Origin of the sequence: Arthrobacter sp. 49Tsu3.1M3, assembly GCF_900168135.1 — a bacterium.
Classification (GTDB): domain Bacteria; phylum Actinomycetota; class Actinomycetes; order Actinomycetales; family Micrococcaceae; genus Arthrobacter.
In genome coordinates, this window is record NZ_FUZD01000009.1 from 59009 (window position 1) to 82608 (window position 23600).

At 67.6% G+C, this 23600-nt stretch carries 21 protein-coding genes and 1 tRNA gene; all 22 read right to left on the bottom strand.

Annotation, left to right across the window (positions count from 1 at the left end; translation table 11 throughout):
- Nucleotides 1–92 precede the first annotated feature (92 nt).
- The 22 genes from B5X90_RS11765 to B5X90_RS11870 all read right to left on the bottom strand — a co-directional run bounded on the left by B5X90_RS11765 (nt 93) and on the right by B5X90_RS11870 (nt 23526).
- The gene (locus tag B5X90_RS11765; protein ID WP_079553194.1) at nt 93–1442 is read right to left on the bottom strand and encodes an ABC transporter substrate-binding protein; all 1350 of its coding nucleotides are present in this window, start codon (nt 1440–1442) and stop codon (nt 93–95) included.
- Nucleotides 1443–1729: 287 nt separating this feature from the next.
- Nucleotides 1730–1803: transfer RNA gene (locus tag B5X90_RS11770), tRNA-Leu, on the bottom strand.
- 32 nt (nt 1804–1835) lie between these two features.
- The gene (locus B5X90_RS11775) at nt 1836–2780 is read right to left on the bottom strand and encodes an N-acetyltransferase (RefSeq protein WP_079553196.1); all 945 of its coding nucleotides are present in this window, start codon (nt 2778–2780) and stop codon (nt 1836–1838) included.
- A 125-nt stretch (nt 2781–2905) separates the two neighbouring features.
- Nucleotides 2906–4393, bottom strand: a complete 1488-nt coding sequence (locus B5X90_RS11780) for an NAD(P)/FAD-dependent oxidoreductase (protein WP_079553198.1) — start codon at nt 4391–4393, stop codon at nt 2906–2908.
- Nucleotides 4394–4431: 38 nt separating this feature from the next.
- On the bottom strand, nt 4432–5859 hold the full coding sequence (locus B5X90_RS11785) for a S8 family serine peptidase (RefSeq protein ID WP_079553200.1): 1428 nt from the start codon (nt 5857–5859) through the stop codon (nt 4432–4434).
- Nucleotides 5860–5938: 79 nt separating this feature from the next.
- Nucleotides 5939–6898 (bottom strand): Ppx/GppA phosphatase family protein, encoded by a 960-nt coding sequence (locus B5X90_RS11790; protein ID WP_079553202.1) that lies wholly within the window; start codon nt 6896–6898, stop codon nt 5939–5941.
- Nucleotides 6895–7710 carry a DUF501 domain-containing protein gene (locus B5X90_RS11795; RefSeq protein ID WP_143264730.1) on the bottom strand — a complete coding sequence of 272 codons (816 nt, stop codon included), beginning with the start codon at nt 7708–7710 and terminating at the stop codon, nt 6895–6897. Before B5X90_RS11795 ends, B5X90_RS11790 begins: the two co-directional genes overlap by 4 nt.
- 67 nt (nt 7711–7777) lie before the next feature.
- Nucleotides 7778–8557, bottom strand: coding sequence for an FtsB family cell division protein (locus B5X90_RS11800; RefSeq protein WP_079553204.1), 780 nt, complete (start codon nt 8555–8557; stop codon nt 7778–7780).
- An 86-nt stretch (nt 8558–8643) separates the two neighbouring features.
- Nucleotides 8644–9924: a phosphopyruvate hydratase gene (gene eno, locus B5X90_RS11805; RefSeq protein WP_018774732.1), complete on the bottom strand. Its 1281-nt coding sequence runs from the start codon at nt 9922–9924 to the stop codon at nt 8644–8646.
- Between the two features lie 204 nt (nt 9925–10128).
- On the bottom strand, nt 10129–10722 hold the full coding sequence (locus B5X90_RS11810) for a MazG nucleotide pyrophosphohydrolase domain-containing protein (protein WP_079553207.1): 594 nt from the start codon (nt 10720–10722) through the stop codon (nt 10129–10131).
- A 121-nt stretch (nt 10723–10843) separates the two neighbouring features.
- Nucleotides 10844–12001 carry an adenosine deaminase gene (locus B5X90_RS11815; protein ID WP_079553209.1) on the bottom strand — a complete coding sequence of 386 codons (1158 nt, stop codon included), beginning with the start codon at nt 11999–12001 and terminating at the stop codon, nt 10844–10846.
- A gap of 32 nt (nt 12002–12033) precedes the next feature.
- Complete coding sequence (locus B5X90_RS11820) at nt 12034–12768, bottom strand: DedA family protein (RefSeq protein WP_079553211.1); 735 nt, start codon at nt 12766–12768, stop codon at nt 12034–12036.
- A 156-nt stretch (nt 12769–12924) separates the two neighbouring features.
- On the bottom strand, nt 12925–13560 hold the full coding sequence (locus B5X90_RS11825) for a DedA family protein (RefSeq protein ID WP_079553213.1): 636 nt from the start codon (nt 13558–13560) through the stop codon (nt 12925–12927).
- A gap of 189 nt (nt 13561–13749) precedes the next feature.
- Nucleotides 13750–15081, bottom strand: a complete 1332-nt coding sequence (locus B5X90_RS11830; protein WP_079553215.1) for a thymidine phosphorylase — start codon at nt 15079–15081, stop codon at nt 13750–13752.
- On the bottom strand, nt 15078–15482 hold the full coding sequence (locus tag B5X90_RS11835) for a cytidine deaminase (protein WP_079553217.1): 405 nt from the start codon (nt 15480–15482) through the stop codon (nt 15078–15080). The genes B5X90_RS11830 and B5X90_RS11835 overlap by 4 nt, the downstream gene beginning before the upstream one ends.
- 2 nt (nt 15483–15484) lie before the next feature.
- Complete coding sequence (locus B5X90_RS11840) at nt 15485–16801, bottom strand: ABC transporter permease (protein ID WP_079553219.1); 1317 nt, start codon at nt 16799–16801, stop codon at nt 15485–15487.
- Nucleotides 16798–18198, bottom strand: a complete 1401-nt coding sequence (locus tag B5X90_RS11845; protein ID WP_079553221.1) for an ABC transporter permease — start codon at nt 18196–18198, stop codon at nt 16798–16800. The genes B5X90_RS11840 and B5X90_RS11845 overlap by 4 nt, the downstream gene beginning before the upstream one ends.
- Nucleotides 18191–19882, bottom strand: a complete 1692-nt coding sequence (locus tag B5X90_RS11850; RefSeq protein WP_079553224.1) for an ABC transporter ATP-binding protein — start codon at nt 19880–19882, stop codon at nt 18191–18193. The genes B5X90_RS11845 and B5X90_RS11850 overlap by 8 nt, the downstream gene beginning before the upstream one ends.
- Before the next feature lie 163 nt (nt 19883–20045).
- Nucleotides 20046–21113 carry a BMP family lipoprotein gene (locus tag B5X90_RS11855; RefSeq protein ID WP_079553226.1) on the bottom strand — a complete coding sequence of 356 codons (1068 nt, stop codon included), beginning with the start codon at nt 21111–21113 and terminating at the stop codon, nt 20046–20048.
- 346 nt (nt 21114–21459) lie between these two features.
- Entirely contained in the window at nt 21460–22491 is a 1032-nt protein-coding gene (locus B5X90_RS11860; RefSeq protein ID WP_079553228.1) for an NADP-dependent oxidoreductase, read from the bottom strand.
- Nucleotides 22488–22919 carry an organic hydroperoxide resistance protein gene (locus B5X90_RS11865; protein WP_079553230.1) on the bottom strand — a complete coding sequence of 144 codons (432 nt, stop codon included), beginning with the start codon at nt 22917–22919 and terminating at the stop codon, nt 22488–22490. The genes B5X90_RS11860 and B5X90_RS11865 overlap by 4 nt, the downstream gene beginning before the upstream one ends.
- Nucleotides 22920–23061: 142 nt before the next feature.
- Nucleotides 23062–23526, bottom strand: coding sequence for a MarR family winged helix-turn-helix transcriptional regulator (locus B5X90_RS11870; RefSeq protein WP_079553232.1), 465 nt, complete (start codon nt 23524–23526; stop codon nt 23062–23064).
- Nucleotides 23527–23600: the final 74 nt, after the last annotated feature.

Genomic DNA, 23600 nt, shown 5'->3' on the forward strand with positions numbered 1-23600 from the left:
GCCGGGCCAAAAGTCAGCTGTGCGTGGCGATCCCCCGCACGCAAAAGACCCCCGTCGGGACGGGGGTCTTTTGTTAGTCGAGGGGAAGCGGCTTACAGCTTGCCGAATTCTTCCTTGACCGGCTTGTAGGTGTTGTCATCCTGGTACTCGTAGATGCCGATGTAGGCTTCCGTCGGGTCGCCGGCGTCGGAGAACGTTACGGGGCCGGACTGGCCGTCGTAGTCGATATCCTTACCGTTGCGGAGCAGGGTGACGCAGGACGGGAAGGTGTTGCACTTCTCGCCACCCTCAGAAACGTCCTTCAGGTGCGCCGCGATATCAGTGCCCTTGGTGCTCTTGGCTTCCTCAGCCGCCAGCGCGATCAGGTTCACTGCGTCGTAGGACTCGCCGGAGTAGCTGTAGTCCTTCAGCGCCGGGTCGATCCCCAGGAGCTTCTTCTTGAAGTCCTCCTTAGCGAAGGTACCCGGGATGGTGCCCTGGGCACCCTTCAGGGTTCCTGCCTGGAAGTCCTTGCTGTAATCGGACATGTTGCCGTCCACCATGAAGATCTGGGTCGGCTTGACGCCCTTGCCCGTCATCAGCGGAACGATGCTCTTGGCCTGGTCGAAGGTGATCAGGGCAATGGCATCCGGCTTGGCGGCGAGAACCTTGTCAACCTGGCTGCTGAACTGGGAATCGCCTTCATTGAAGAGCTCCTGGGCAACAACCTTGCCGCCGGCCGCCTCGAAAGCGGACTGGACGTTCTTTGCAAGGCCGGTTCCGTAGGCGTCGTTCAGGACGATCATGCCGACCGTCTGGGCGCCACAGGTGGCCATGTAGTTGCCGAGGACCTTGCCCTGGAGCACGTCCGAGGGGGCGGTGCGCCAGTAGAGGCCCTTGTCATCCCACGCCGTGAAGTCCGGGGAGGTGTTGGCCGGGGAGAACTGGACGACGCCAGCGCCGGTGATCTGGTTGATCACGGTCTTGGAGACACCCGAGGAGGCTGCGCCGACGATTGCGCTTACGCCCTGTCCGAGCAGTGCCGTGGTGGACTGGGTCGCGATGTCGGTCTTGGTGTCACCGGAGTCGCGGTGGATGACCTCTACCGGCTTGCCCAGGACGCCGCCTGCATCGTTGACCTCCTTGATGCCGAGGTTGACGCCTGCAATTTCGGGCGGGCCGAGGAAGGCCAGCGAGCCCGTCGTCGGCAGGAGCGAGCCGATCTTCAGGGGTGTGGGGGTGGTGGTGGCCGAAGCGGGGACAGTGCCCGCTTCGCCGGCGGCGCTGGTACCGCCACCGGTGGCGCTGGGTGCCGGGCACGCGATTCCCGCGGCCGCGGCTGAGCTGGATCCCGACGAACTCGGGGCGGGTGAACCGCCACAAGCCGTAGCCAGAAGGGCGACGCCGAGGCTAAGCACTGTGAGCTTAGCGACGCGGGGCGCAACCCGGGGGAGTGAAGTCATGTACAAGCTCCTCGATCTAAAGGTGCGAACGGCCTTTGACGCGAAAGATCAGGTGTTCCTGATTCCACTTCAAGCTAGTGCAATTTCGACGTGAAAATAAGTGACTACGGTCACATCCTTATAACACTCGTTGCATAGAGGAAATCTGGACGGTTGCGGCGGCTGTTTTGTCGGGGGCTACGGCCCGGATCGGTTGCCGGGGCCGGGGAACGTTGAGGGGTCGGGCAGCATGAGGGGCCAGGGGGCGCGGGGGCCGTGCGTCCCGGCTGCCGGGGCGCGCAGCACAGTGCCCCAGGTGGGACTCGAACCCACAACACGCGGATTTTAAGTCCGCTGCCTCTGCCAATTGGGCTACTGGGGCGCCCGGTCAATGGTATCCCGTCGTCGGGCGGATCAGCCCGCGAGAGGCTCCGCGTAACGGAAGGTGCCGCTCACGCCGCCGGGCCAGACGGCGAGCGGCAGCAACTGGAAGTGCGCGGCCCAGCCTGCCTCCGGCGGCGCCACCCCGAGCGAGGTGGACGGAACAAAGCCGAAGCGGGAGTAATACTCGGGGCTGCCCAGCAGGGCTATCCCCCGCTCCCCCGCAGTGTTGGCCCGCGCCACGGTCTCGTTCATGAGCGCGGTGCCGATGCCGTGGCGCTGCAGCCGCGGCACCACCCCGATCGGCCCGAGGCCGAGCAGCTCGAGCCCGTCCACCCACCCGCGGGTGCTGATCACGTGCCCCACGATTTCGCCGTCGAGTTCCGCAACGATGCTGAACGCCGGCAGGTATTCCTGGCACTCGAACAACCGCGCCAGCAGCTTCACCTCCTCGGGTTCGCCGTCGATGTGTTCCCCGGTGGCAGGCGAGATGGCAAACGCGGCGGCGGTGAGGGCGAGGATGGCGGGACGGTCCACCGGTTCCTCGCTGCGCAGCACGAGTTCCGGGGCCGGTTTGTGCACCCCGTTGGCCGCGATGAGCTCGTGCAGTACCTCCAGCGCCCGTTCGGTGTCCGCCACGGGCACCAGCAGATGGTCATGGTGGAAGCCGGCAAGGACGTTGCAGCTGATCTTCGCCTCAGTCAGTGCCGCGCTGACGGCTGCCGTGAGGCCGATCGCTTCGAGCGAAGAGTGCACTTGGAGCGTGATCCAGGCCGCGACGAAGTCGTAGGAGAGCCCCAGGCTGTCCGCTTCGTTCCGCGGCAGCACGACGGTCAGCCCTTCCGCCTCGCGGACGGCGGCCGCAATGGCGCCGGCCAGGGGCCTGCCGTGCGGCCACAGGGCATAGACATATTCGCCCTCGCGCAGTTCGGGATGCATAGTGGCCAGGAGGGCGTGCAGGTCCTTTTCAGCTGTCATGGAGCCAGTCTAGGCGCGGGCCCCGCGCTCCTGTCCGCGCCCGGCGTCCCGGGGCGGCTGCCCGCCACGAAAACGGCGGCCGCTCCCCCTGAGGGGAACGGCCGCCGTCGAAGGCTCGGATCAGGCTACTTGGAGTCGGCCGGAACAGCTTCCTTGGTGTCGTTCTTGGCAGTGCCGTTCTTCGCGGTGTCGCTCTTGGCAGCATCCGCAGGCGTGCCGGCAACGGGAGCAGCGGCAGGCTTCGGGGCCGGCGTCGCTGCGGCCACGAAGGCGCCGCGGGGGTTGTCCAGGTCCATCAGCTGCGTGGTGTCGCGGCCCAGGAAGAAGGCCCAGATCCAGCCGGAGATCACTCGGATCTTGCGCTCCACGGTGGGGATTGCCATGCCGTGGTAGCCACGGTGTGCCAGCCAGGCCAGCGGGCCCTTGAGGCCGATGCGGCCAAGCAGGTTGATGTTCGCCACGCCCTTCCACTCGCCGAAGCCGGCGACGGCGCCCAGGTTCTTGTGCTTGTAATCCTTGAGCGGCTTGTCCCAGCGGGAGGCCCACAGGTTCTTGGCGAGGCGCTTGGCCTGGCGCAGCGCGTGCTGGGCGTTCGGCACGCAGGTGCCGTCCGGCAGCCCGCTGCCCGTGAGGTCGGGCACGGCAGCGACGTCGCCGGCAGCCCAGGCGTTCTCAATGATGCCCTCGTCGCCTGCGATGCGCAGGTCGGCCAGGACGCGGACGCGGCCGCGCGGCTCGAGCGGGAAGTCGGTGGAGCGGACCATCGGGTTGGCCTGCACACCGGCAGTCCAGACCAGGGTGTCGGTCTCAAATTCCTGGGCCGGGGTCTTGTCCGGGAGGTTGATGAGCTTCAGGGAACCCTCGGCGTTGTCGAGGGAGGTGTTCAGCAGGACCTCGATGCCGCGGCTGCGGAGGTGCTCCACGACCCATTCGGCCTGCGATGCCGTGACCTCGGGCATGATGCGGCCCATCGCCTCGACCAGGACGAAGCGGACTTCCTCCTGCTTGATGCGCGGGTTGTTCTTGACCGCGGCGCGGGCCAGGTCTTCCATTTCGGTGATGCACTCGATGCCGGCGAAGCCGCCGCCGACGACCACGAACGTCAGGGCACGGGCGCGCTCGACGGGGTCCGTCATGAGGGAGCCGGTCTCGATCCGCTCGAGAACCTTGTTGCGCAGGGCGACGGCCTCTTCGATGGTCTTCAGGCCGATGCCCTTGTCCGCGAGGCCCTTGATCGGGAACGTGCGGGTGATGGCGCCGGCGGCAAGCACGACGTCGAAGTAGGGAATCTCGAAGGTGTCGCCACCGTCGGAAGGTGCGACCACTGCCGTGCGGTTGGCGTGGTCGATCGAGGTGACGCGGCCCTGGATGAGTTCCGTCTGCTTCAGGTGCTGGCGGTGCGAGACGACTGCGTGGCGCGCCTCGATGTTGCCGCCCGCAACTTCCGGCAGGAAGGGCTGGTAGGTCATGTAGGGCAGCGGATCCACGAGGGTGACGATGCCACCTGCATTCGCGATCTTTTTCTGAAGTTTGAGGGCTACATACAGGCCGACGTACCCGCCGCCGACGACGAGTACCCGGGGACGGTCCTGGAGCTGAAGGGAGGATGCCATAACTTAAGAATACAGTAGTTTGTGAAAACCTTCACTAACTATGACGGCTTGCCGGAGTCCACCGGATTGACGGTCTCGGGTTCGGCCCTGCCGGTCCCTCCCGGCCCGTCCGGCCCGTCCGGCCCGTCCTTCGGCGGCGTGCGCATGGCGGCCCGCAGCTGGAAAGCGGCGGCCACAACAATTCCCACGAGCAGGGCTCCGAAGCCGAGGACCACCGCAGCCGGCACGGCACTGTCCAGCTGGGACGGCTTCTCCGCGACGGGCACGGTGGCTTCGGGCAGGGTGGGCGCAGCGCTGTGGGGCGCGGGCTCCGCGGCAGGGGCAGTGGTGGCGAGGTTTCCGCGCCGGTGGACCCGGATCCAGTCCGAAATGGACCCCAGCGGATTGACTGTGGTTTCCGGGACATCGGCCTTGAGTGCGGCCTCGGCGTTCAGCACGCCGAACCCGTAGAGCGGATCCTTCCCTGGCGCCCCGGCGTCCTTGGCCGTGGTGACGATCCGGTTGATGACCTGGCTCGCGGACATCTCGGGCCATTTGGAGCGAATCAGGGCCGCGACGCCGGAAACGATGGGCGTGGCTCCGGAGGTGCCCGCCCAGTCGGCGTAGCCGCCGCCGGGCAGGCCTCCAACCAGGTCCTCGGCGGGAGCTGCGACGCCGATGCTGATGCCTTGGGAGGAGGAGTCGATGCTGGCCGCGCCCGTGCGGTCCAGGCCTGCAACCGTCAGGACGCCGGGGATCGTGGCCGGGGCGCCGACCTGGACGTTGCCGCCCACCCGGTTGCCCGCGGCGGCGACGATCACGACGTCCTTCTGTTCGGCGTAGAGGAATGCCGCGTCCCAGCTCTGCGGCCATTCCGGCGACGTGCTGCCGAGCGAGATGTTGATGACGCGGGCGCCGTTGTCCACGGCCCAGCGCACTGCCTCCGGGATCTGGTCTTGGTCGCTCTTGCCGCCCGGGTTGGCGGAACCGAGCCAGGTGGAGACGGACAGCAGCTGCGCTTCCGGGGCGACGCCGACAACGCCTTCCGGACCAACAGCGGGGCTGCCGGCCGGGCCAGCGGCTGAGCCAGAGGCGCTGGCAGTCGGTTTGGCAGTCGCTTCGGGCGCCTGGTGCCCCCGCCCTGCGAGCATGGTGGCCACGAGGGTGCCGTGTTCGGGTTTGGCGCCGATACTCTCCTGGCCGTTGGCCTTGCCGGCGCCGGAAATGTCCGCGCCGCCGGCGAGCACGCCGCCCAAATCCGGATGCCGGCCGTCCACGCCGCTGTCAATCACTGCGACCTTGACGCCGGCTCCCTTGGAAACGTCCCAGGCTTTGGTGATGCCGGACTCGGCGAGCCAGTATTCCTTGTCCCGCCACGAGTCGGCGTGGGCGGGCGCGGCCAAGGTCAGCGCCGCCGTGGATGCCCCGCCGGCGAGGGCCAAGGCCATCAACGCGGAGGCGGTCCGGCGGCCTGTTGCTCTGGTCATTCAGGTCCTATCGGCGGATGCACCAGCGGCACGGGCGCGCGCAGGGGCACAACTGCTGGGCAAAACTTCTGGGGCGGGATCATCGGATGCTGAGGGCAATTCCGTCAAGAATATCGTGTTCGCTGCTCACGGCTGTGGTGATGCGCCCGCCGGTGACCTCGGCCAGGCGCTGCAGGACCCGCCGCCAGACCAGGCCGCCGGCGCCGATCACGTCCACCCGCCCGGGGTGCATGTAGGGCAGCGCGGCCCGCTCTTCCCGGGTCATTTCGAGCAGCTCGGTGCAGGCTTTCCGGACCGCGTCCAGGTCCAGTTCGGTGCCATGGATCGCCGCCGGCGAGTACTCCGGCAGGCGCAGCGCGTGCGCCGTGATCGTGGTGACGGAGCCGGCCACGCCGACGACGGCGGTGGTGCGTTCCAGCGGAACGGTTTGTGCCGCCCCGTTGATGGCGGCGTCGACGTCGGCCTCCGCGGCTGCGATCTGATCCGCGGTGGGCGGATCGCTGCGCAGGTGCCGTTCGGTCATCCGGACGCAGCCGACGTCGACCGAGCGGGCCGCGATGACGCCGTCGGCGTTGCCCAGCACGAACTCCGTGCTTCCGCCGCCGAGGTCCACCACCAGCACGGGGTCCTGCCCGCGGGAGGGCAGCACACTGCTGGCGCCGGCGAAGGACAGCGCGGCTTCCTCGTCGCCGGTGATCACCTCGGGTTCGACGCCGAGGATGTCGCGGATGCCGTCGACGAAAACCTGGCGGTTGCGGGCATCGCGGGTGGCGGACGTGGCCACGAAGCGTACCTTTTCGGCGCCGTGCTCGCGGATGAGGCCAGCGTAGTCCCGGGTCGCGGCGAAGGTGCGCTCAAGCGCTTCCTGGGCCAGTTCGCCCGTGGAGTCCACGCCCTGGCCAAGCCGGACCACGCGCATTTCCCGCACGATATCGGTCAGCCGCGGGGTGGCCGGCCCTGTTGCGTTGCCTGCGCTCACATCTGCGATCAGCAGGCGGATCGAGTTGGTGCCGCAGTCTACGGCCGCGACCCGAGTCACTTGGACTCCCCCGTGCCAGTGGTACCGGCCGTGTCAGCGGCGGCGACCGCGGCGGCCGTGTCAGTAGAGCCGGCGGTGGCGTCCGTGTTAGCGGCGTCGACGCGGGACTTGCGGACCGGCGCGGGCCGGCCCACGATCTCCGGCAGGCCTTGGGGGCCATGGCGGCTGAGGTCCCGGGACGGGGCCTCCCCGCCGGTGTCCCAGGCGCCGTCGCAGTAGCAGCGCTCCACAGTCCACCACTCGGCGATGGCCGCGATCGATTCATCGCCCAGCGGGTTCACGCCCGGGCCGGCCGCCAGCGAATGCCCCACGAGGACGTGCAGGCATTTGACACGGGTCGGCATTCCGCCGGCGGAGACGCCGTCGATTTCGGGTACGGCCCCGATGCCGGAGCGCGCGCCGATCTCGGCACGGGAGGCCAGATATGCCTCGTGGGCGGACCGGTACCGGGCCGCGAGGCCGGCGTCGGCAGCGAGCCGGTCGTTCATTTCGTTCATCAGCCCGGCGGCCTCCAGCCGCGACACCGCCGACGTGATGACCGGGTGGGTGAGGTAAAACGTGGTGGGGAACGGCGTCCCGTTGCTGAGCCGCGGCGACGTGGCGGCGACGAGCGGGTTTCCGCAGACGCAGCGGGCCGGGATTTCGACGACGTCCCGCACGGGCCGGCCCAGCTGGCGGCTGAGGACTTCAAGGTCATGCGGTGACGGCTGGCGGGAGCCCTCCGGTGCGTCGGCCCTGTGCCGTGGCGCCGGCGTCTTGGCCCCGTCGTTGTTTCCGGCTGCTCGGTTCTGGTCCACTCGGTTCTCGTCCACGGGAGTGGCACCTTCCTGCCCTGTTCTTAGATTGTCCGCGGGACAATCCCGGCGGCGGGCGCCGCTTCTAGTCTGTTGCCGATCGCCTGATGGACTCCCAGAGGGCGTCCACCCAGGGCAGGTTGGCCGGGTCTTGTGCTGATGCTGCACCCGCCGCGCTACCGGACTGCGCGGCAGGAAGATCGCTGCCGAATACCCAGTAGCCCGTCTCTCCGGGCATAACCATGTTAATGCGGTCGCGGGCCTGCTGTTTCACATAGTTGGGATCCTGCCACCGCGACACTTGGCGTTTGAGGTCCTCCTGCTTCGTCTGCTTGGCCGCGATGTCGGCCTGCAGCGCGGCGATTTCGGCGCGTTTGTCCAGGAAGATCTTGACCGTGGGGGCCAGCAGGATGGTGATGGCAATCATGACGACACCCAGGGCAAGCAGCCGGCCGGAGAACGCCTTGGCGGGTACGGGGTCCAGGGACTCGGCCGGACCCCCTGCGGCGGTCCGGCCCGGGTTCTTGCCGCCGGCATTGGCGTCTGTCTTGCCGCCGGCCTTCCCGGCCGCCGGGCGGGTTTCGGGCTTTGCCGGTGCTCCCGCCGGGGCTGTTGCGGGACGGGGTTTGGCCGGAGATGCGGCGCCGGAGCTGCCCGGGGCCGGCCTGCCCGTGGGGGCCGACGCCCGTGGCGCGGCAGGCGCAGCGCCGGCCGGCGCCGCCGCGCCGCTGCGGGCGCCGCCAAAGTCCGCCTGGATGACCTCGCCGCCGTCGGCTGCTGCGCCCAGACCCGTGGCCGCAGCCTTGGCAGCCGCAGCCTTGGCGGCAGGCGTAGCCCGGGGAACATTGGGGCGTCGGGTAGCCATGTCACTCCTTCAAAAGCGGACCAAAAACAAAACCGGTGGCCATGGTCTTTCAACCATAGCCACCGGTTAGCGTTTTTCGCGGCTAACTAGCCCTTGAAACGCGGGAAGGCGCTGCGGCCGGCGTACCGTGCGGCGTCGTCGAGTTCCTCTTCGATGCGCAGCAGCTGGTTGTACTTGGCCACGCGCTCGGAGCGTGCCGGGGCACCGGTCTTGATCTGTCCCGCGTTGGTGGCAACGGAGATGTCAGCAATGGTGGTGTCCTCGGTTTCGCCGGAGCGGTGTGAGGTGATGGTGGTGTAGCCGGCACGCTGGGCCAGAGAAACGGCGTCCAGGGTCTCGGTCAGGGAACCAATCTGGTTGACCTTGACGAGCAGCGAGTTCGCGGTCTTGGTGTCGATGCCGCGCTGCAGGATGGCCGGGTTCGTGACGAAGAGGTCATCGCCTACGAGCTGGACCTTGTCGCCGATGGTGTCCGTGAGGGTCTTCCAGCCTTCCCAGTCGTTCTCATCCAGCGGGTCCTCGATGGACACCAGCGGGTAGTCGGCCACGAGTTCGGCGTAGTAGGCGCTCATCTCGGTGGCTGACAGTGCCTTGCCTTCGAACTGGTACGCGCCGTCCTTGAAGAACTCGGAGGAGGCGACGTCCAGGGCCAGGGCGATGTCCTTGCCCGGGGTGTAGCCGGCGTTCTTGATGGCTTCCTGGATCAGGTCCAGGGCGGCACGGTTGGACGGCAGGTTCGGCGCGAAGCCGCCCTCGTCACCCAGGCCGGTGGACAGGCCCTTGGCCTGCAGGACGGACTTGAGGTTGTGGTAGACCTCGACGCCCCAGCGCAGGCCTTCGGAGAAGGTCTCGGCGCCGATCGGGACGATCATGAATTCCTGGATGTCCACGTCGGAGTCGGCGTGCGAGCCGCCGTTGAGGATGTTCATCAGCGGCACGGGCAGGACGTGCGCGTTGGGCCCGCCCAGGTACTTGTACAGCGGCAGGTCAGCGGAGGCGGCGGCGGCGTTGGCCACGGCCAGGGACACGCCCAGGATGGCGTTGGCGCCGAGCTTGCCCTTGTTGGGGGTGCCGTCCAGGTCGATCATGGCCTGGTCGATGCTGCGCTGGTCGGTCGCGTCGAAGCCGGTCAGGGCTGGGGCGATCTGGTCGATGACCGCGTCGACGGCCTTCTGGACGCCCTTGCCGAGGTAGCGGCCCTTGTCGCCGTCGCGGAGTTCAACGGCCTCGTGCTCGCCGGTGGAAGCGCCGGAGGGAACTGCTGCGCGGCCGATCTGGCCGTCCGAGAGCAGGACTTCAACTTCTACGGTCGGGTTGCCACGGGAATCGAGGATTTCGCGGGCGTGGATGGCATCGATAAGCGCCATGGATATGCTCCTTTGGGTGAAGCGATCTGCAGGGAATCTGACTGCTTGGACTCTGGCTGTACATCAAGCGGAAAAAGCCGACGTCGTCGTCGCTACTAGCGTAGTCGAGAGCGGGATAAGTTACGGAAACCTATCCAATCCCCGGACGTCATGATGGCGTCGCTGGTGTGCCGCCGCTATCTTGCCGACTCTAGTCTGCCGGCGCTACTGCTCCGACGGCCCGGGGCCGGTGCTGTCCTGGAACCGGCGGAGGGCGCCGCGGAGGGCGCGCTCGGCGTCGAGCCCGCCGGCCCGGGCAGCCGCCACGATCCCGAACAGCAGGTCGCCGAGTTCCTCCTCGGCGGCCGGGAGGTCGACGGCGGTTGGGCCGGCGGCCGCTGCCATGCCCGCGCGTTCGGCGCGGTCCAGGATCTTTTGGGCCCGCGCGAGGGCCGGCAGCGCGGCGGGAACACCGTCGAAGACGTGGCCGCGTTCGGGCCTCTCGGCCTTCTTGACGGCATCCCATTTCAGGACGATCTCCTCCACCGTTGCCGGGAAGGAATCCTGCAGCGAGCCGTCGGGCCGGAACACGTGCGGGTTGCGCCGGATCATCTTGGCGCTCAGGCCGCGGGCGACGTCGCCCAGGTCAAAGGCGCCGCGTTCCTCGGCGAGCCGGGCGTGCAGGACCACCTGCAACAGGACGTCCCCGAGTTCCGACTGCAGTTCGGCGTCGCCGGCGCCGGTCTCGATGGTCTCGGCCACCTCATAGGCCTCCTCCAGGAGGTACTCCACGAGGGACTCGTGGGTGAGGGCACCCATCCAGGGGCAATGCTCGCGCAGGGCCGCGATTATCCCCAGCAGCTCCCCGACCTCGCAAGCTCGGCCGGGGACCCCTGCCGCTGTGGGCCCAGCGAGCCCCTGGACGGGTGATGTGTCCTCGTTAGCCAAGATCGGCGTAGGCCTCGTTGATGTATTCGACCAGGGCTTCCTTCTCCTCGAGCGGCAGGAAGGCGGCCTCGGCCGCGTTCAGCGTCAGCTCCAGCAGGTCATCGAGGTCGTAGTCGAACGTCTCAACCAGGAGTTCGAACTCGTCGGTCAGCGTCACGCCGCTCATGAGCCGGTTGTCGGTGTTGATAGTGACGTTGAAGCCGAGCTGGTAGAGCATGTCCAGCGGGTGGCTTTCGATGCCCTCACCGAAGCCGGCAATGGCGCCGGTCTGCAGGTTGGAGGAGGGGCAGATCTCCAGGGCGATGCCACGGTCGCGCACCCAGCTGGCGAGCTCGCCCAGGGTCACCATACCGATGGTGTCGTTGACTTCGTCGCCCGCGGCGTCGACGTCTTCGTCCTCTTCGAATTCGATCGTGACGTCCTCGGCGATGCGGACGCCGTGGCCCAGGCGCAGGGCCCGGCCGTCTACGAGGGCCGACTGGATGCTTTCCAGGCCGGCGGCTTCGCCGGCGTGGACAGTGGCCGGGAAGTTGTGCTGGGCCAGGTAGGTGAAGGCGTCCTTGAAGCGGGACGGCAGGAAGCCGTCCTCAGCGCCGGCGATGTCGAAGCCGACGGCGCCGTTGTTGCGGTGGCGGACTGCCAGCTCGGCGATCTCCTGGCCACGGTCGGCGTGGCGCATGGCAGTGATGAGCTGGCCCACCTGGATATCGCGGCCGGTCTCTGCCACGGCGTCCACGCCGGCTTCGAGGCCAGCCTGCACGGCTTCGACCACGTCGTCCAGGCTCAGGCCCTTCTGCAGGTGCTGTTCGGGCGCCCAGCGCACTTCGCCGTACACGACGCCGTCGTCGGCCAGGTCTTCGACGAATTCCTTCGCGACGCGGAACAGGCCCTCCTTGGTCTGCATCACGGCGATGGTGTGGTCGAAAGTCTCCAGGTAGCGGACCAGGGAGCCGGAATCGGCGGATTCGCGGAACCACTCCCCCAGCGCAACGGGGTCCGTGGACGGCAGCGTGTGGCCGACGGCCTCAGCAAGTTCAATGATGGTGGCCGGGCGGAGTCCGCCGTCCAGGTGGTCGTGAAGGGAAACCTTGGGAAGGCCCTTCAGGTCGAAGTCGAGGTCAGGGGCAGCGTCAGGAATAGTCTCAGTCACGTTCCAACCATAGGGTCGGCGGGCGCCGGAAGCTACTTTCCGGGTGCTCCGGACTCAGCGGACGGACCGGCCAGCATCGTGCCGTGCAGCTCCGGAGCGCGTTCCCCGGAGGCTGGTTCGGCGGCATATTCAGTCTCGGACGGTACCGGACCGGCGTCGTGGCGGCCCAGGCGCTTGTGCCACCAGCGCAGGAGATGGTCGATGAGGACACCGAGGACAATGGCGAATACCACCGCGATGCCCGCGCTGAGCAGCGGGTTGTGGTGCAGCCACGGGAAGGAACTGGCCAGGACGCCGATGCCGATTGAGTAGGCGACCCACGTCAGGCAGGCGAAGCCGTCCAGGAAGAAGAACCGGCGGTGCGGAAACGCCGTCGTGCCTGCCACGTAGTTGACGGCGACGCGGCCCCACGGAATGTACCGGGCGGTGAAGATCAGGACGGCGCCGCGCTTCTCGAGTTCGTAGTGTGCCCAGCCGAAGACTTTCTGGACCTTTGGCTTGCGCATCCAGCGGAACCGCTCGAGGCCAATCTTGCGGCCGAGCATGTAGGCCATGTTGTCGCCGGCCATCGCTCCCACGAGCGCCGTGAGGCCCAGGATCCACAGATTGGGTTGGCCGCTGTGCACGGAGTACGCCGCCAGGGCAACGATCAGGGTTTCGCTGGGGACCACCATCGCGAAGCCGTCCACGAAGAAGAAAACCAGCAGGAGGGGGTAGATCCACCACTGGCCAGCGGCATGGAGCACGGCCTCGTTAATGAACTCCATGCAGGTGGTGCTCCTTGATGACTGGGAACGGACAACTAAGCCGTAACGTACTCGCGATGACAGTGGGTAGAACCATGGACGAAACTTTGCACGACCTGCGGCCAACAAACGTGACCCAAATCGCTCCTAAGTGTCCCATGTGCGGGGCCAATCCGCCTAGGACTCGACGGGCGGCACGGAATGCGTTGGTTCCTCCGGTGCGCGGCCGCGCACCCTGCTGATCACGCGGTCCAGGACGACGCCCAGGACGACCGCGCAGACGATGGCAATGGCCGCGCCCAGCACGTGGTTTTTCTCAAACCACGGACCAACAGTCAGTCCGATCCCCACCGAGTAGCTGGCCCACAGCAGCGCCGAGAGCACCGTCAGGCTGAAGAATCTGCGCCACGGGTAGTGCGTGGCGCCGGCGGTCAGGTTAACGGCCACCCGCCCGATCGGGACGAAGCGGGCCACAAGGATCAGTGAGGCAGGCCGTTTCCGCAGTTCCCGGCCGGCCCAGCGGAAGGCCGCCTGCATGCGCGGGCCGCGCTGCCACGCCCAGCGCCGGGTTCCGGTCCCGCGGCCGATCAGATAGGCCATGTTGTCGCCCACAAGAGCCCCTGCGGCAGCCGTAGCGATCAAGAGCAGAGGGTTGGGGACGCCCGCCGTAGCGGCGACTGCAGCCAGGCCCACCACCACCGATTCACTCGGAATCGGGGGGAAAAAGCCGTCGATCATGCAGCAGGCAAAAACCAGGACCAGGACCCAGGGTTGCCCTGCGGCGGCGAGGATGAAGTCGTTGATTGCCTGCACAGCTTCCTAACGCGCGGCGGGGCCAGATCGATCCAAGCGCAGGCTCGGCCGGAGCCGGGCCTGCGCTTGACGGGTACTGCTGTGGAGTCAGTGTACCGCCGGCTCCGGCCGCCGTTGCCCTATCACGTACGGCTGTTATCGGCTGTTATCCCCCGGGGTTCGGGGACCCCAAGTGATAGGGCAACGGGGTTAGGCGATGCGGTCGATGATGAGCTTCTGGGCGGGCCGGGAGCCCTCGGGGGCGATCACGGCGGCGTGTTCGAGCGCTTCCTTGGCACGCTCGAACTTCTCCGGGGTGTCCGTGAGGAGGGTCATGAGCGGTTCGCCCGCCTTGACTGTGGCACCGGGCTTGGCGTGCATCCGCACCCCGGCGCCGGCCTGGACCTGGTCCTCCTTGCGGGCGCGTCCGGCACCGAGCCGCCAGGCAGCGACGCCGACGGCCATCGCGTCGAGCTCCACCAGGACGCCGTCGGCCGGGGCGTAAATGACCTCGGATTCCTTGGCGACCGGGAGCTTGGCGCGCGGGTCTCCGCCCTGGGCCTCGATCATCCGGTTCCAGACGTCCATGGCCCGGCCGTCCCGGAGTGCTGCCCGGGGATCGGCGTCGCGGATGCCGGCGCACGCCAGCATTTCCTCCGCGAGCCGGACGGTGAGTTCGACGACGTCGTCCGGGCCTCCGCCGGCGAGGACCTCCACGGATTCCTCGACCTCGATCGCGTTGCCCGCGGTCAGGCCCAGCGGCGTGTTCATGTTGGTGAGCAGGGCCACCGTGTTGACGCCGGCGTCCTTGCCCAGGGCCACCATGGTTTCGGCCAGTTCGCGGGCGCGGGCCTCGTCCTTCATGAACGCGCCGCTGCCCACCTTGACGTCGAGCACCAGCGAGCCGGTGCCTTCGGCGATCTTCTTGCTCATGATCGAGGAGGCGATCAGCGGGATGGCCTCCACGGTCCCGGTGACATCGCGGAGCGCGTAGAGCTTCTTGTCCGCCGGGGCCAGCCCGGCGCCGGCCGCGCAAATGACCGCGCCGACGTCCTGGAGCTGGGCCATCATTTCCTCGTTGCTCAGGGCCGCGCGCCAGCCCGGGATGGCCTCGAGCTTGTCCAGGGTGCCGCCGGTGTGGCCGAGGCCGCGGCCCGAGAGCTGCGGCACGGCCACGCCGAACACCGCCACCAGGGGCGCCAGCGGCAGGGTGATCTTGTCCCCGACCCCGCCGGTGGAGTGCTTGTCCGAGGTAGCCTTCACGCCGCCGTCGGGCCGCCGCAGGCTGGAGAAGTCCATCCGCTCGCCGGAGGCGATCATGGCCGCCGTCCAGCGGGAGATCTCGGCCCGGTCCATGCCGTTGAGCAGGATGGCCATGTTCAGGGCGGCCATCTGTTCGTCGGCGATGGCGCCGCGGGTGTACGCGTCGATTGTCCAGTCGATCTGGGCCGGGCTGAGCACACCCTTGTCCCGCTTGATGCGGATAATGTCGACGGCGTCGAACGCTTCACTGTTGTTGGGGTTCTGTGTCGCTTGTGTCACCGGGGTTCCTCCAGGTGTTGGGGGCCAAAGGCATCGGGAAGGACCTGGTCCATGGTCTTGATTCCCTGCGTGGTCATGAGCTCCATGTCCGGAGCCCGGAATTCGTAGAGCAGCTGTCGGCAGCGCCCGCACGGCATGAGGACATTCCCGCCGGCGTCGACGCAGTAGAAGGCGCGGAGCCGTCCCCCGCCGGTCATCTGCAGGTTGCCCACCAGGGCGCACTCGGCGCACAGGGTCAGCCCGTAGCTGGCGTTTTCGACATTGCAGCCGCTGACGATCCGCCCGTCTCCGGTGAGGGCCGCGGCCCCCACCGGAAACTTCGAATACGGCGCATAGGCGTTCTTCATGGCGGACACTGCCGCGGCTTCGAGTGCAGCCCAGTCGACGTTGGTGCTGTCCATGCTCAGCCCTTGATGTACGGGATGCCGTCAGCGGCCGGCGGCCGGGAGCGGCCCACGAGCCCTGCCACGGCAAACACGGTCACCACGTACGGCAGCATGGCCATGAACTGGCTCGGCACCGGGGTGCCGATGATCGTCACGATGCTCTGCAGGTTGTCGGCGAAGCCGAACAGCAGCGCGGCGAAGAACGCCCCGATCGGGTTCCAGCGGCCCAGGATCATGGCGGCGAGGGCGATGAAGCCGCGTCCGCCGGAGATTTCCTTGGTGAAGCTGTCGATCGCAACGAGGGTGAAGAACGATCCGCCGATCCCGGCGACGGCGCCGCCGAGCGTGACGTTCCAGAAGCGGGTCGCGTTGACCTTGATGCCCAGGGTGTCGGCGGCCTGCGGGTGCTCGCCCACGGCACGGACGCGCAGGCCCCATTTCGTCTTGAACAGGGCGACCCAGATCACGATGACGGCCACGTACATCAGGTAGCCCACCACGGACTGCTTGAACAGGATGGGCCCGATCACCGGGATGCTGGACAGGACCGGGATGTCGATGATGGGCAGCCGGCCGGGCGAGTTGTACTTCTCCGGATCGGACTGCATCACGGTGCTGAACAGGAAGCCGGTGAGCCCGGAGACCAGGACGTTGAGCACGACGCCGACGATGATCTGGTTGACCACGTACTTGATGGCGAACAGCGCCAGCACTATCGAGACAAGGGCGCCGGCCACGGCCGCCGCGACCAGGCCCGCGTAGGGGTTGTGGGTCAGGCTGGCGACGAGGGCGGCCGTGAAAGCCCCGCCCAGGAGCTGGCCTTCGATGGCGATGTTGACCACGCCGGCCCGTTCGCACAGCACACCGGACAATGAGCCGAAGACGATGGGCACGGCGAGGGTCACGGATCCTGCGATGAGGCCGGCCAGCGAAATGCTGGGGGTCCGGGCGCCGCCGACCACCCAGATCAGGAAGGCAACCACGAACACAACCGTGAACACGGCCGGCAGCCAGCGCGGGGGCCGCCGGTTCGCCCGCGCCTTCAGGACCAGGGCGTAGCCCGCAAGGACCACCAGGATCAGGGAGAGCACCATGCCGGACAGGAACGCGGGTACTTCGATCGCGGGGAGCTGGAAGAAGTCGCCTCCGGAGGAAACGCCGAACTTAGCGGTTCCTTGCGGGCCCAGCAGTCCGAAGAAGATGAAGGCGATGGTGGCCAGCACCGCAAGCGTGACCGGCAGCTTCCAGGTCACGGGCTTGGCGGACTGCGCCGGCCTGTGGTTCTTCTCCGGCTGGGGTTTTCCTTCAACGGGCGAGGTTGCTGTTGTGCTCATGCGGCACCTCCGGTGGTTGCGGCCTGCTTGGTTTTGCCGGCGGTCGCGGCCTTCTTCTTGCGCGGGTTGAGTCCGAAGATCGCACGGACCAGCGGCGGCGCCGCGATGAACAGCACGATCAGTGACTGGACCACGAGCACGATGTCGATCGGGGTTCCGGTCTGGATCTGCATCTGGACGGCGCCTGCGCGGAAAGCTCCGAACAGCAGGCCGGCGGCGAACGTGCCCCACGGCGAGGACCGTCCCAGCAGCGCGACCGTGATCGCGTCAAAGCCGTAGGTTGCCGCGACACCGTCGGTCAGGACCTTTTCGGTGCCCGCCACCTGTGCCACGCCGGCCAGGCCGGCCAGGCCACCGGCAATGGTCATCACCAGGATGGTGGCCCGGGAGACGTTGATGCCGGCGGTCAGGGCTGCCTTGGGGTTGGCCCCGACGGCACGGAATTCGAAACCGAGCGTGGAGCGGTTCAGCAGCCACGAAACAAACACGGTGGCCGCAATGGCCAGCAGGAATCCCAGGTGCAGCCGGTACTGGCTGCCGAAGATCAGCGGGTACGCGGCGCTGGGGTCCACGATGGGCGATATCGGTGTGTCCGCCCCCGGACGCTGGAACAGGTCCGTGTCGAGCAGGTAGCGCAGGAAATAGAGAGCGATGTAGTTGAACATGATGGTCACGATGACCTCGTGCGCGCCGGTCCGGGCCTTGAGCACGCCGACGATGCCACCCCAAACGGCGCCGCCGATGACGCCGGCCACCAGGACCAGCAGCAGGTGCAGCCCAAGCGGCAGGTGCAGCGCGAAGCCGACCCACGAGGCGAGGATGCCGGCCATGATGATCTGGCCCTGCGCGCCGATGTTGAACAGGCCCGCGCGGAAGGCCAGGGCGACGCCGAGGCCGGCGGTGATCAGCGGGGTGGCGATGGTCAGCGTCTCCATGAGGGGGGCGAACTGTCCGGCCACGCCGTTCCCGCGCGGGTTGAAGACCGCGCCCTGGAAGAGGGCGACGTACGAATCGGTGGCGGCGGACCAGACGGCGGTGAGGAAGTCACTGGGCCGGGCAAAGAGATAGCCCGCAGTGGTGCCGACAACCTTGTCCGTCATGGCGATAAGCAGGCCGCCGAGGATCAGTGCGAGCAGCACCGCCAGGATGGTCACGATGCCGTTGCCGGTGAAGATCTTGCGCAGCAGCGACTCCTCTTCCGGGGCACCCGGAAGGGCTCCGCTCTGGGTCGAGACCGGAACGGCCGACGGCTGGTGGGCGCCGCCCGCGGTGTCCAGCGAGGTGACGAAGTCTGCATCGTCCTCGAGCGGTTCAGGCTCCACGTCGGTGGCCTGCGATGCCGGAAGCCGGTCCGGGTCCGGTGCGGCCGCGGACCGCGGCTCGGTGTTCTCACTCATGGGGGTCTCCTACGGCGCCGGAGCCGGGCTCCTGCACGGACGGGGCGGCGGGGGCCGGGTTCATGGCCGGCTTCGATGCGGGGTTGTCGGCCGGGATGCCGGCCGGGATTTCTGCTGCGTTCGCGGCCGGGTTTTCGGAAAGGGATCGGGCCGCGTGCCTGCCTGCGGCGTCGGTCTGGGCCTCGTCCGGGGAAACCCCGGCCATCATCAGGCCCAGGACGTCCCGCCCGGTGCCGGCCGGGACGATCCCGACCAGCCGGCCCTTGTACAGCACGGCGATCCGGTCGGCGAGTTCAATCACCTCGTCCAGTTCGGTGGAGACGATCATGACGGGCGTGCCGTGGTCCCGCTCCGCGACGATCCGCTTGTGCAGGAACTCGATGGAGCCCACGTCCACGCCGCGGGTGGGCTGGGAGGCGATGAAGAGCCGCAGCGGCCGGGAGAGCTCCCGGGCCATGACGACCTTCTGCTGGTTGCCGCCGGACAGGGTGCCTGCTGCCAGCGAGCCGGACGGGGTGCGGACGTCGAATTCCGCGATCCGGGTCTTGGCGTTCTCCAGGACCTTGGCCGGGCTCATGCTGATGCCCTTGGCGAACGGCGCCTGGTCGTAGCGGTCCAGGATCAGGTTCTCGGCGATGGAGAACGTGCCGATCAGGCCGTCGAGGGAACGGTCCTCCGGGACGAACCCGACGCCGGCGTTGAGGACCTCCTTGACGCTGCGGCCCACGAGTTCTTCGCCGTCGAGGGTGATCGAGCCGTGGACCCGCTCGTGCAGGCCGAGGATGGCCTCGGTCAGCTCGGTCTGGCCGTTGCCCTGGACGCCGGCGACGGCGAGGATCTCGCCGCGGGCAATTCCGAAGCTGATCCCGTCCACCACGTGCTGGCCGTTGGGGGCGATGACGGTGAGGTCCTTGACCTCGAAGGTGGTCTCCTGCGGATTCGCGGGAGCCTTGTCCAGGGTCAGGCTCACGGCCCGGCCCACCATCATGGAGGCCAGCTCGGTGGTCGAGGCGCCGGGATCGGCCGAGCCCACCACCTTGCCGCGCCGGATGACGGTGATGGTGTCCGAAACGGCCTTCACCTCACGCAGCTTGTGGGAAATGAAGACGATCGAGGTGCCGTGGCTCTTGAGCTGGCGCATGATGTCCAGCAGCTCATCGGTGTCCTGCGGGGTCAGCACGGCCGTGGGCTCATCGAGGATGAGGACCTTGGCGTCGCGGACCAGTGCCTTGATGATCTCCACGCGCTGCTGCACCCCCACGGGGAGGTCTTCGATCAGCGCGTCGGGGTCGACGTCGAAGCCGTACCGGTCCGAGATCTCCCGGATTTTCCGGCGGGTGTCATCGAGGTCCAGGAATCCGCCGCTCTTGGTGGTCTCCGCTCCCAGGGCGACGTTCTCGGCGACCGTGAAGACGGGGACCAGCATGAAGTGCTGGTGCACCATGCCGATGCCGGCCGCCATGGCGTCGCCGGGGCCACGGAACGTGACCGGTTTATCGTCGATGAGGATTTCGCCCTCGGTGGGCTCGTACAGTCCGTAGAGGACGTTCATCAGCGTGGACTTGCCAGCGCCGTTCTCACCGAGCAGACAGTGGATCTGCCCGGGTTCAACGACCACATCGATGTGATCGTTCGCTACCAGGGAGCCGAAGCGTTTGGTAATGCCCTTGAGTTCAAGTTTCAAAACTCTGACCAATCTCGAGGTGTCCGGAAGGCTTGGTCCGGACGCGTAGGGGCGCTGCAGCACCAGCTTAGTGCCTGGGGTCTGAGGCACTAAGGGCCGCAACGAAAAGCGCCACAGCCCGTGCGGTGGTGACCGGACGGGCCGTGGCGCTTAGCGGAGGAAGTTAGGCTTTCGGGCTGGCTGCAGATTCAACCTTCAGCTTGCCGTCGGCGATGTCCTTCTTGATCTGGTCCAGCTCGGACTTCAGTTCGGCCGGAACCTGGGAATCCATGTCGTGGAACGGGGCAAGCTGGACGCCGTCGTTCGCGAGGGTGCCAACGTACGGCTTGTTGGTGAACTGGCCGTCCTTGTCCTGCTTGACGACCGTCTCGACGGCCTCGCCCATCTGCTTCATGACGGAGGAGAGCATGATGTCCTTGTAATCCGGTGCGGTGAGGTAGCCGTCGGAGTCAACCCAGATGAGCTTGACGTCCTTGCCTGCCGCCTTGGCTTCCTGCAGGGCCGCGCCGGCGCCCTTGCCGACCGGACCGGCGACGGGCATGACGATGTCCGCGCCCTGGTCCAGGAAGTTCTGGGTGAACTGCTTGCCCTTGTCCTGCTTTTCGAAGTCACCGGTGAAGGAGCCGTCCTGCTTGGCCTTGTCCCAGCCGAGAAGCTTGACGTCCTTGCCCTTCTTCTCGTTGTAGTACTTCACGCCGTCGGCGAAACCGTCCATGAAGATGGTGACCGTGGGGATCTTGATGCCGCCGAATGTGGCGACCGTCCCGGTCTTGGTGGTGCCTGCTGCGAGGTAGCCGGCCAGGAATGCTGCCTGGGCGGTGTCGTAGATGATCGGCTTGACGTTGGCGACGGGGGTCTCATAGCCGAAGTCGATGATGGCGAAGTGCTTGTCCGGGTTCGCGGTGGCCTGGGACTTGGTGGCGTCGCCGAGCAGGAAGCCGACCGTGATGGTCAGGTTGCAGCCGGCGGAGACCATGGCGCGCAGGTTGGGCTCGAAGTCGTTGTTGGTCTTGGACTCGGCCTGGTTCGTCTTGATGCCGAGATCCTTCTCGGCCTTCTTCAAGCCCTCGTAGGATGACTGGTTGAACGACTGGTCGTCGAATCCACCCGAGTCGGACACGATGCAGCCCGTGTAGTTGCTGGCGGTGTTGGTGGCGGTGCTGGCCTCCGGGGCAGCTCCGCAGCCCGTCAGCAGGAGTGCAGCCGCGCCCGCGGTGGCGACGCCGGCCATTGATCCGCGCTTAAAGGTGGCACGCAGAGAGTTCTTCAATTTTCCTCCAGGAAGAAAGAGTAGGCGCTACGACGGAAGTTCAATGAGTGTCTGTCTGCGGTGTTCCGCTGATCTCTGTTGTCACTGATGGATTTCGCAGCACTGCGCCGAGGCGCACTTATGGAAGCTACTGTAGTGGCCTGCGCCACGTCCCGATAACACACGTCCCGGCGAATGCCCAGATTGTTGAGAACTTGTTACCTAGAGGTAGCAGGTGCCCGCCGCGGCCACGTACGCCTCCGGCGCCGGTCCCCGCAGGAACCGGCGCCGGAGGCGTCGTGGCGCACGGCGAGTGCCGGGTGTCCGGCTACAGCCGGACGAGCATCTTGCCGGTGTTGGCGCCGTCGAGCAGGTCCATGAAGGCCTGCGGGGCGTTCTCCAGCCCGTCCACCACTGTCTCGTCGTAGCGGACCGTTCCGTCGGCCAGCCAGCCGGACATGGCCTCGACGAACTCGGCCATGTGCTGCCAGTAGCCGCCAACGAGGAAGCCCTTGAGCGTCAGCTGCTTGCCGATCGCCAGCATGAGGTTCCGCGGTGCCGGCGTGGGCTCGGTCGCGTTGTACTGGGCGATGGCCCCGCACATGGCCACCCGGCCACCGACCGTGAGTGCGGACAGCGCGGCCTCGAGGTGCTCGCCGCCGACGTTGTCGAAGTAGACGTCGATCCCGCGCTCACCCGCGGCCGCGGCGAGCTGTTCCGCCACGGGACCGTCGTGGTAGTTGAACGCGGCATCGAAGCCGAGTTCGAGCAGGCGTGCCACCTTTTCCGGCGAGCCGGCGCTGCCGATCACCCGGGACGCGCCCATGGCCTTGGCGATCTGCCCGACGAGCGAGCCGACCGCGCCGGCGGCGCCCGAGACGAACACGGCGTCGCCGGGCTTGAATTCCGCAACCTTCAGCAGTCCCGCGTAGGCGGTCAGCCCGGTCATGCCGAGGGCGCCGAGGAATGCTGACGCGGGGGCCAGATCGGTGCGCGCCACTGTGGTGGCCGCGGCATCGACGACGGCGTACTCGCGCCAGCCCAGTCCGTGCACCACCGTGTCGCCCACGGCGCGGCCTTCGGCCCGGGACGCGATGACTACGCCGACGGCGCCGCCGTCGAGTGCGGCATCCAGTGCAAACGGTGCCGAGTAGGACTTGACGTCGTTCATGCGTCCGCGCATGTACGGGTCCACCGAGATGAAGAGGTTGCGGACCAGGACCTGGCCGTCCTGCAGTTCGGGGAGCGCCGACTCGGCGAGGCGGAAGTTCGCCGGGACGGGGCGGCCGTGGGGGCGGGACGCCAGCTGGATCTCGCGGGTAGTGGCGGGAAGGGTGAGAGTTTCGGTGTTGTTGCTCATGCGGCTACCTCCAGGATGGTGATGTCGACAGTGATGTTGCCCCGGGTGGCGTTGGAGTACGGGCAGATCTGGTGGGCCTTGGCCACGAGGGCCTCGGCCGTGTCCCGGTCCACGGCGGGCAGCGCGATCTCAAGTTCGGCGGCCAGGCCGTAGCCGGCACCGTCCTCGAGGGCGCCGAAGTGGATCTTGGCGGCGACGGCGGAGTCCGTCAGGTCGGCGCGCTCCTTGCGTCCCAACAGGCGCAGGGCGGAGTGGAAGCACGCGGCGTAGCCGGCGGCAAAGAGCTGTTCAGGATTGGTGCCCGCGCCGTCACCGCCGAGCTCGACCGGGCTGGCAAGGGTGACGCTCAGCTTGCCATCCTTGCTGATGGCGGTGCCGTCGCGGCCTTCGCCGGAGGCCAGGGCCTCTGCTGTGTAGAGGGTCTTCATGGTGTTTCCGTTCTGTCGGAGGGGAAGTCTGGGAAAAGTTGGGCAGGAATGGGCCCGGTGGACGGACCCGGCAAAGGGGCCTCCCGGGATGGCCTGGGGCAGGTTGACCCGGAGGGTCCAGTGGAAGGCTTGGTGCGAGGGCCTAATGGGAGGCGTGGAGCGCGTTTGTCAGCCGGCCCAGGGTGTCGCGGAGCTGGTCCAGTTCCGCGGCGGTGAGTCCGGCGGCATCCGCCAGGCGCTGCGGGATGCCGCTGGCCTTGGCGCTCAGGGCGGCGCCGGCGTCGGTCAGGAAGATCTCCACGCGGCGCTCGTCCTCGGCGGAGCGGCGGCGCTGGACGAAGCCGAGCGCTTCGAGCCGTTTGAGCAGCGGCGAGAGCGTGCCGGAGTCCAGGCCCAGCTCCTCCCCCAGTTCACTCACGCTGCGCGGCTCCGCTTCCCACAGCACCAGCATGGCGAGGTACTGCGGGTAGGTCAGGCCGAGCTCCTCGAGCATGGGCCGGTAGGCGGCCGTGGCGGCGCGTGAGGCAGAGTACATCGCAAAACACACCTGCCGGTTCAGGCGCAGCGCTTCCGGGCCGGCCTGGCGGGACTCTTCTGACGTGGTCATGACTCCACCGTACTGCACAATTCAATTGCGTGCAATTCAGTTGTGCACAATTGAATTTGCGGAAACGGAAGTGG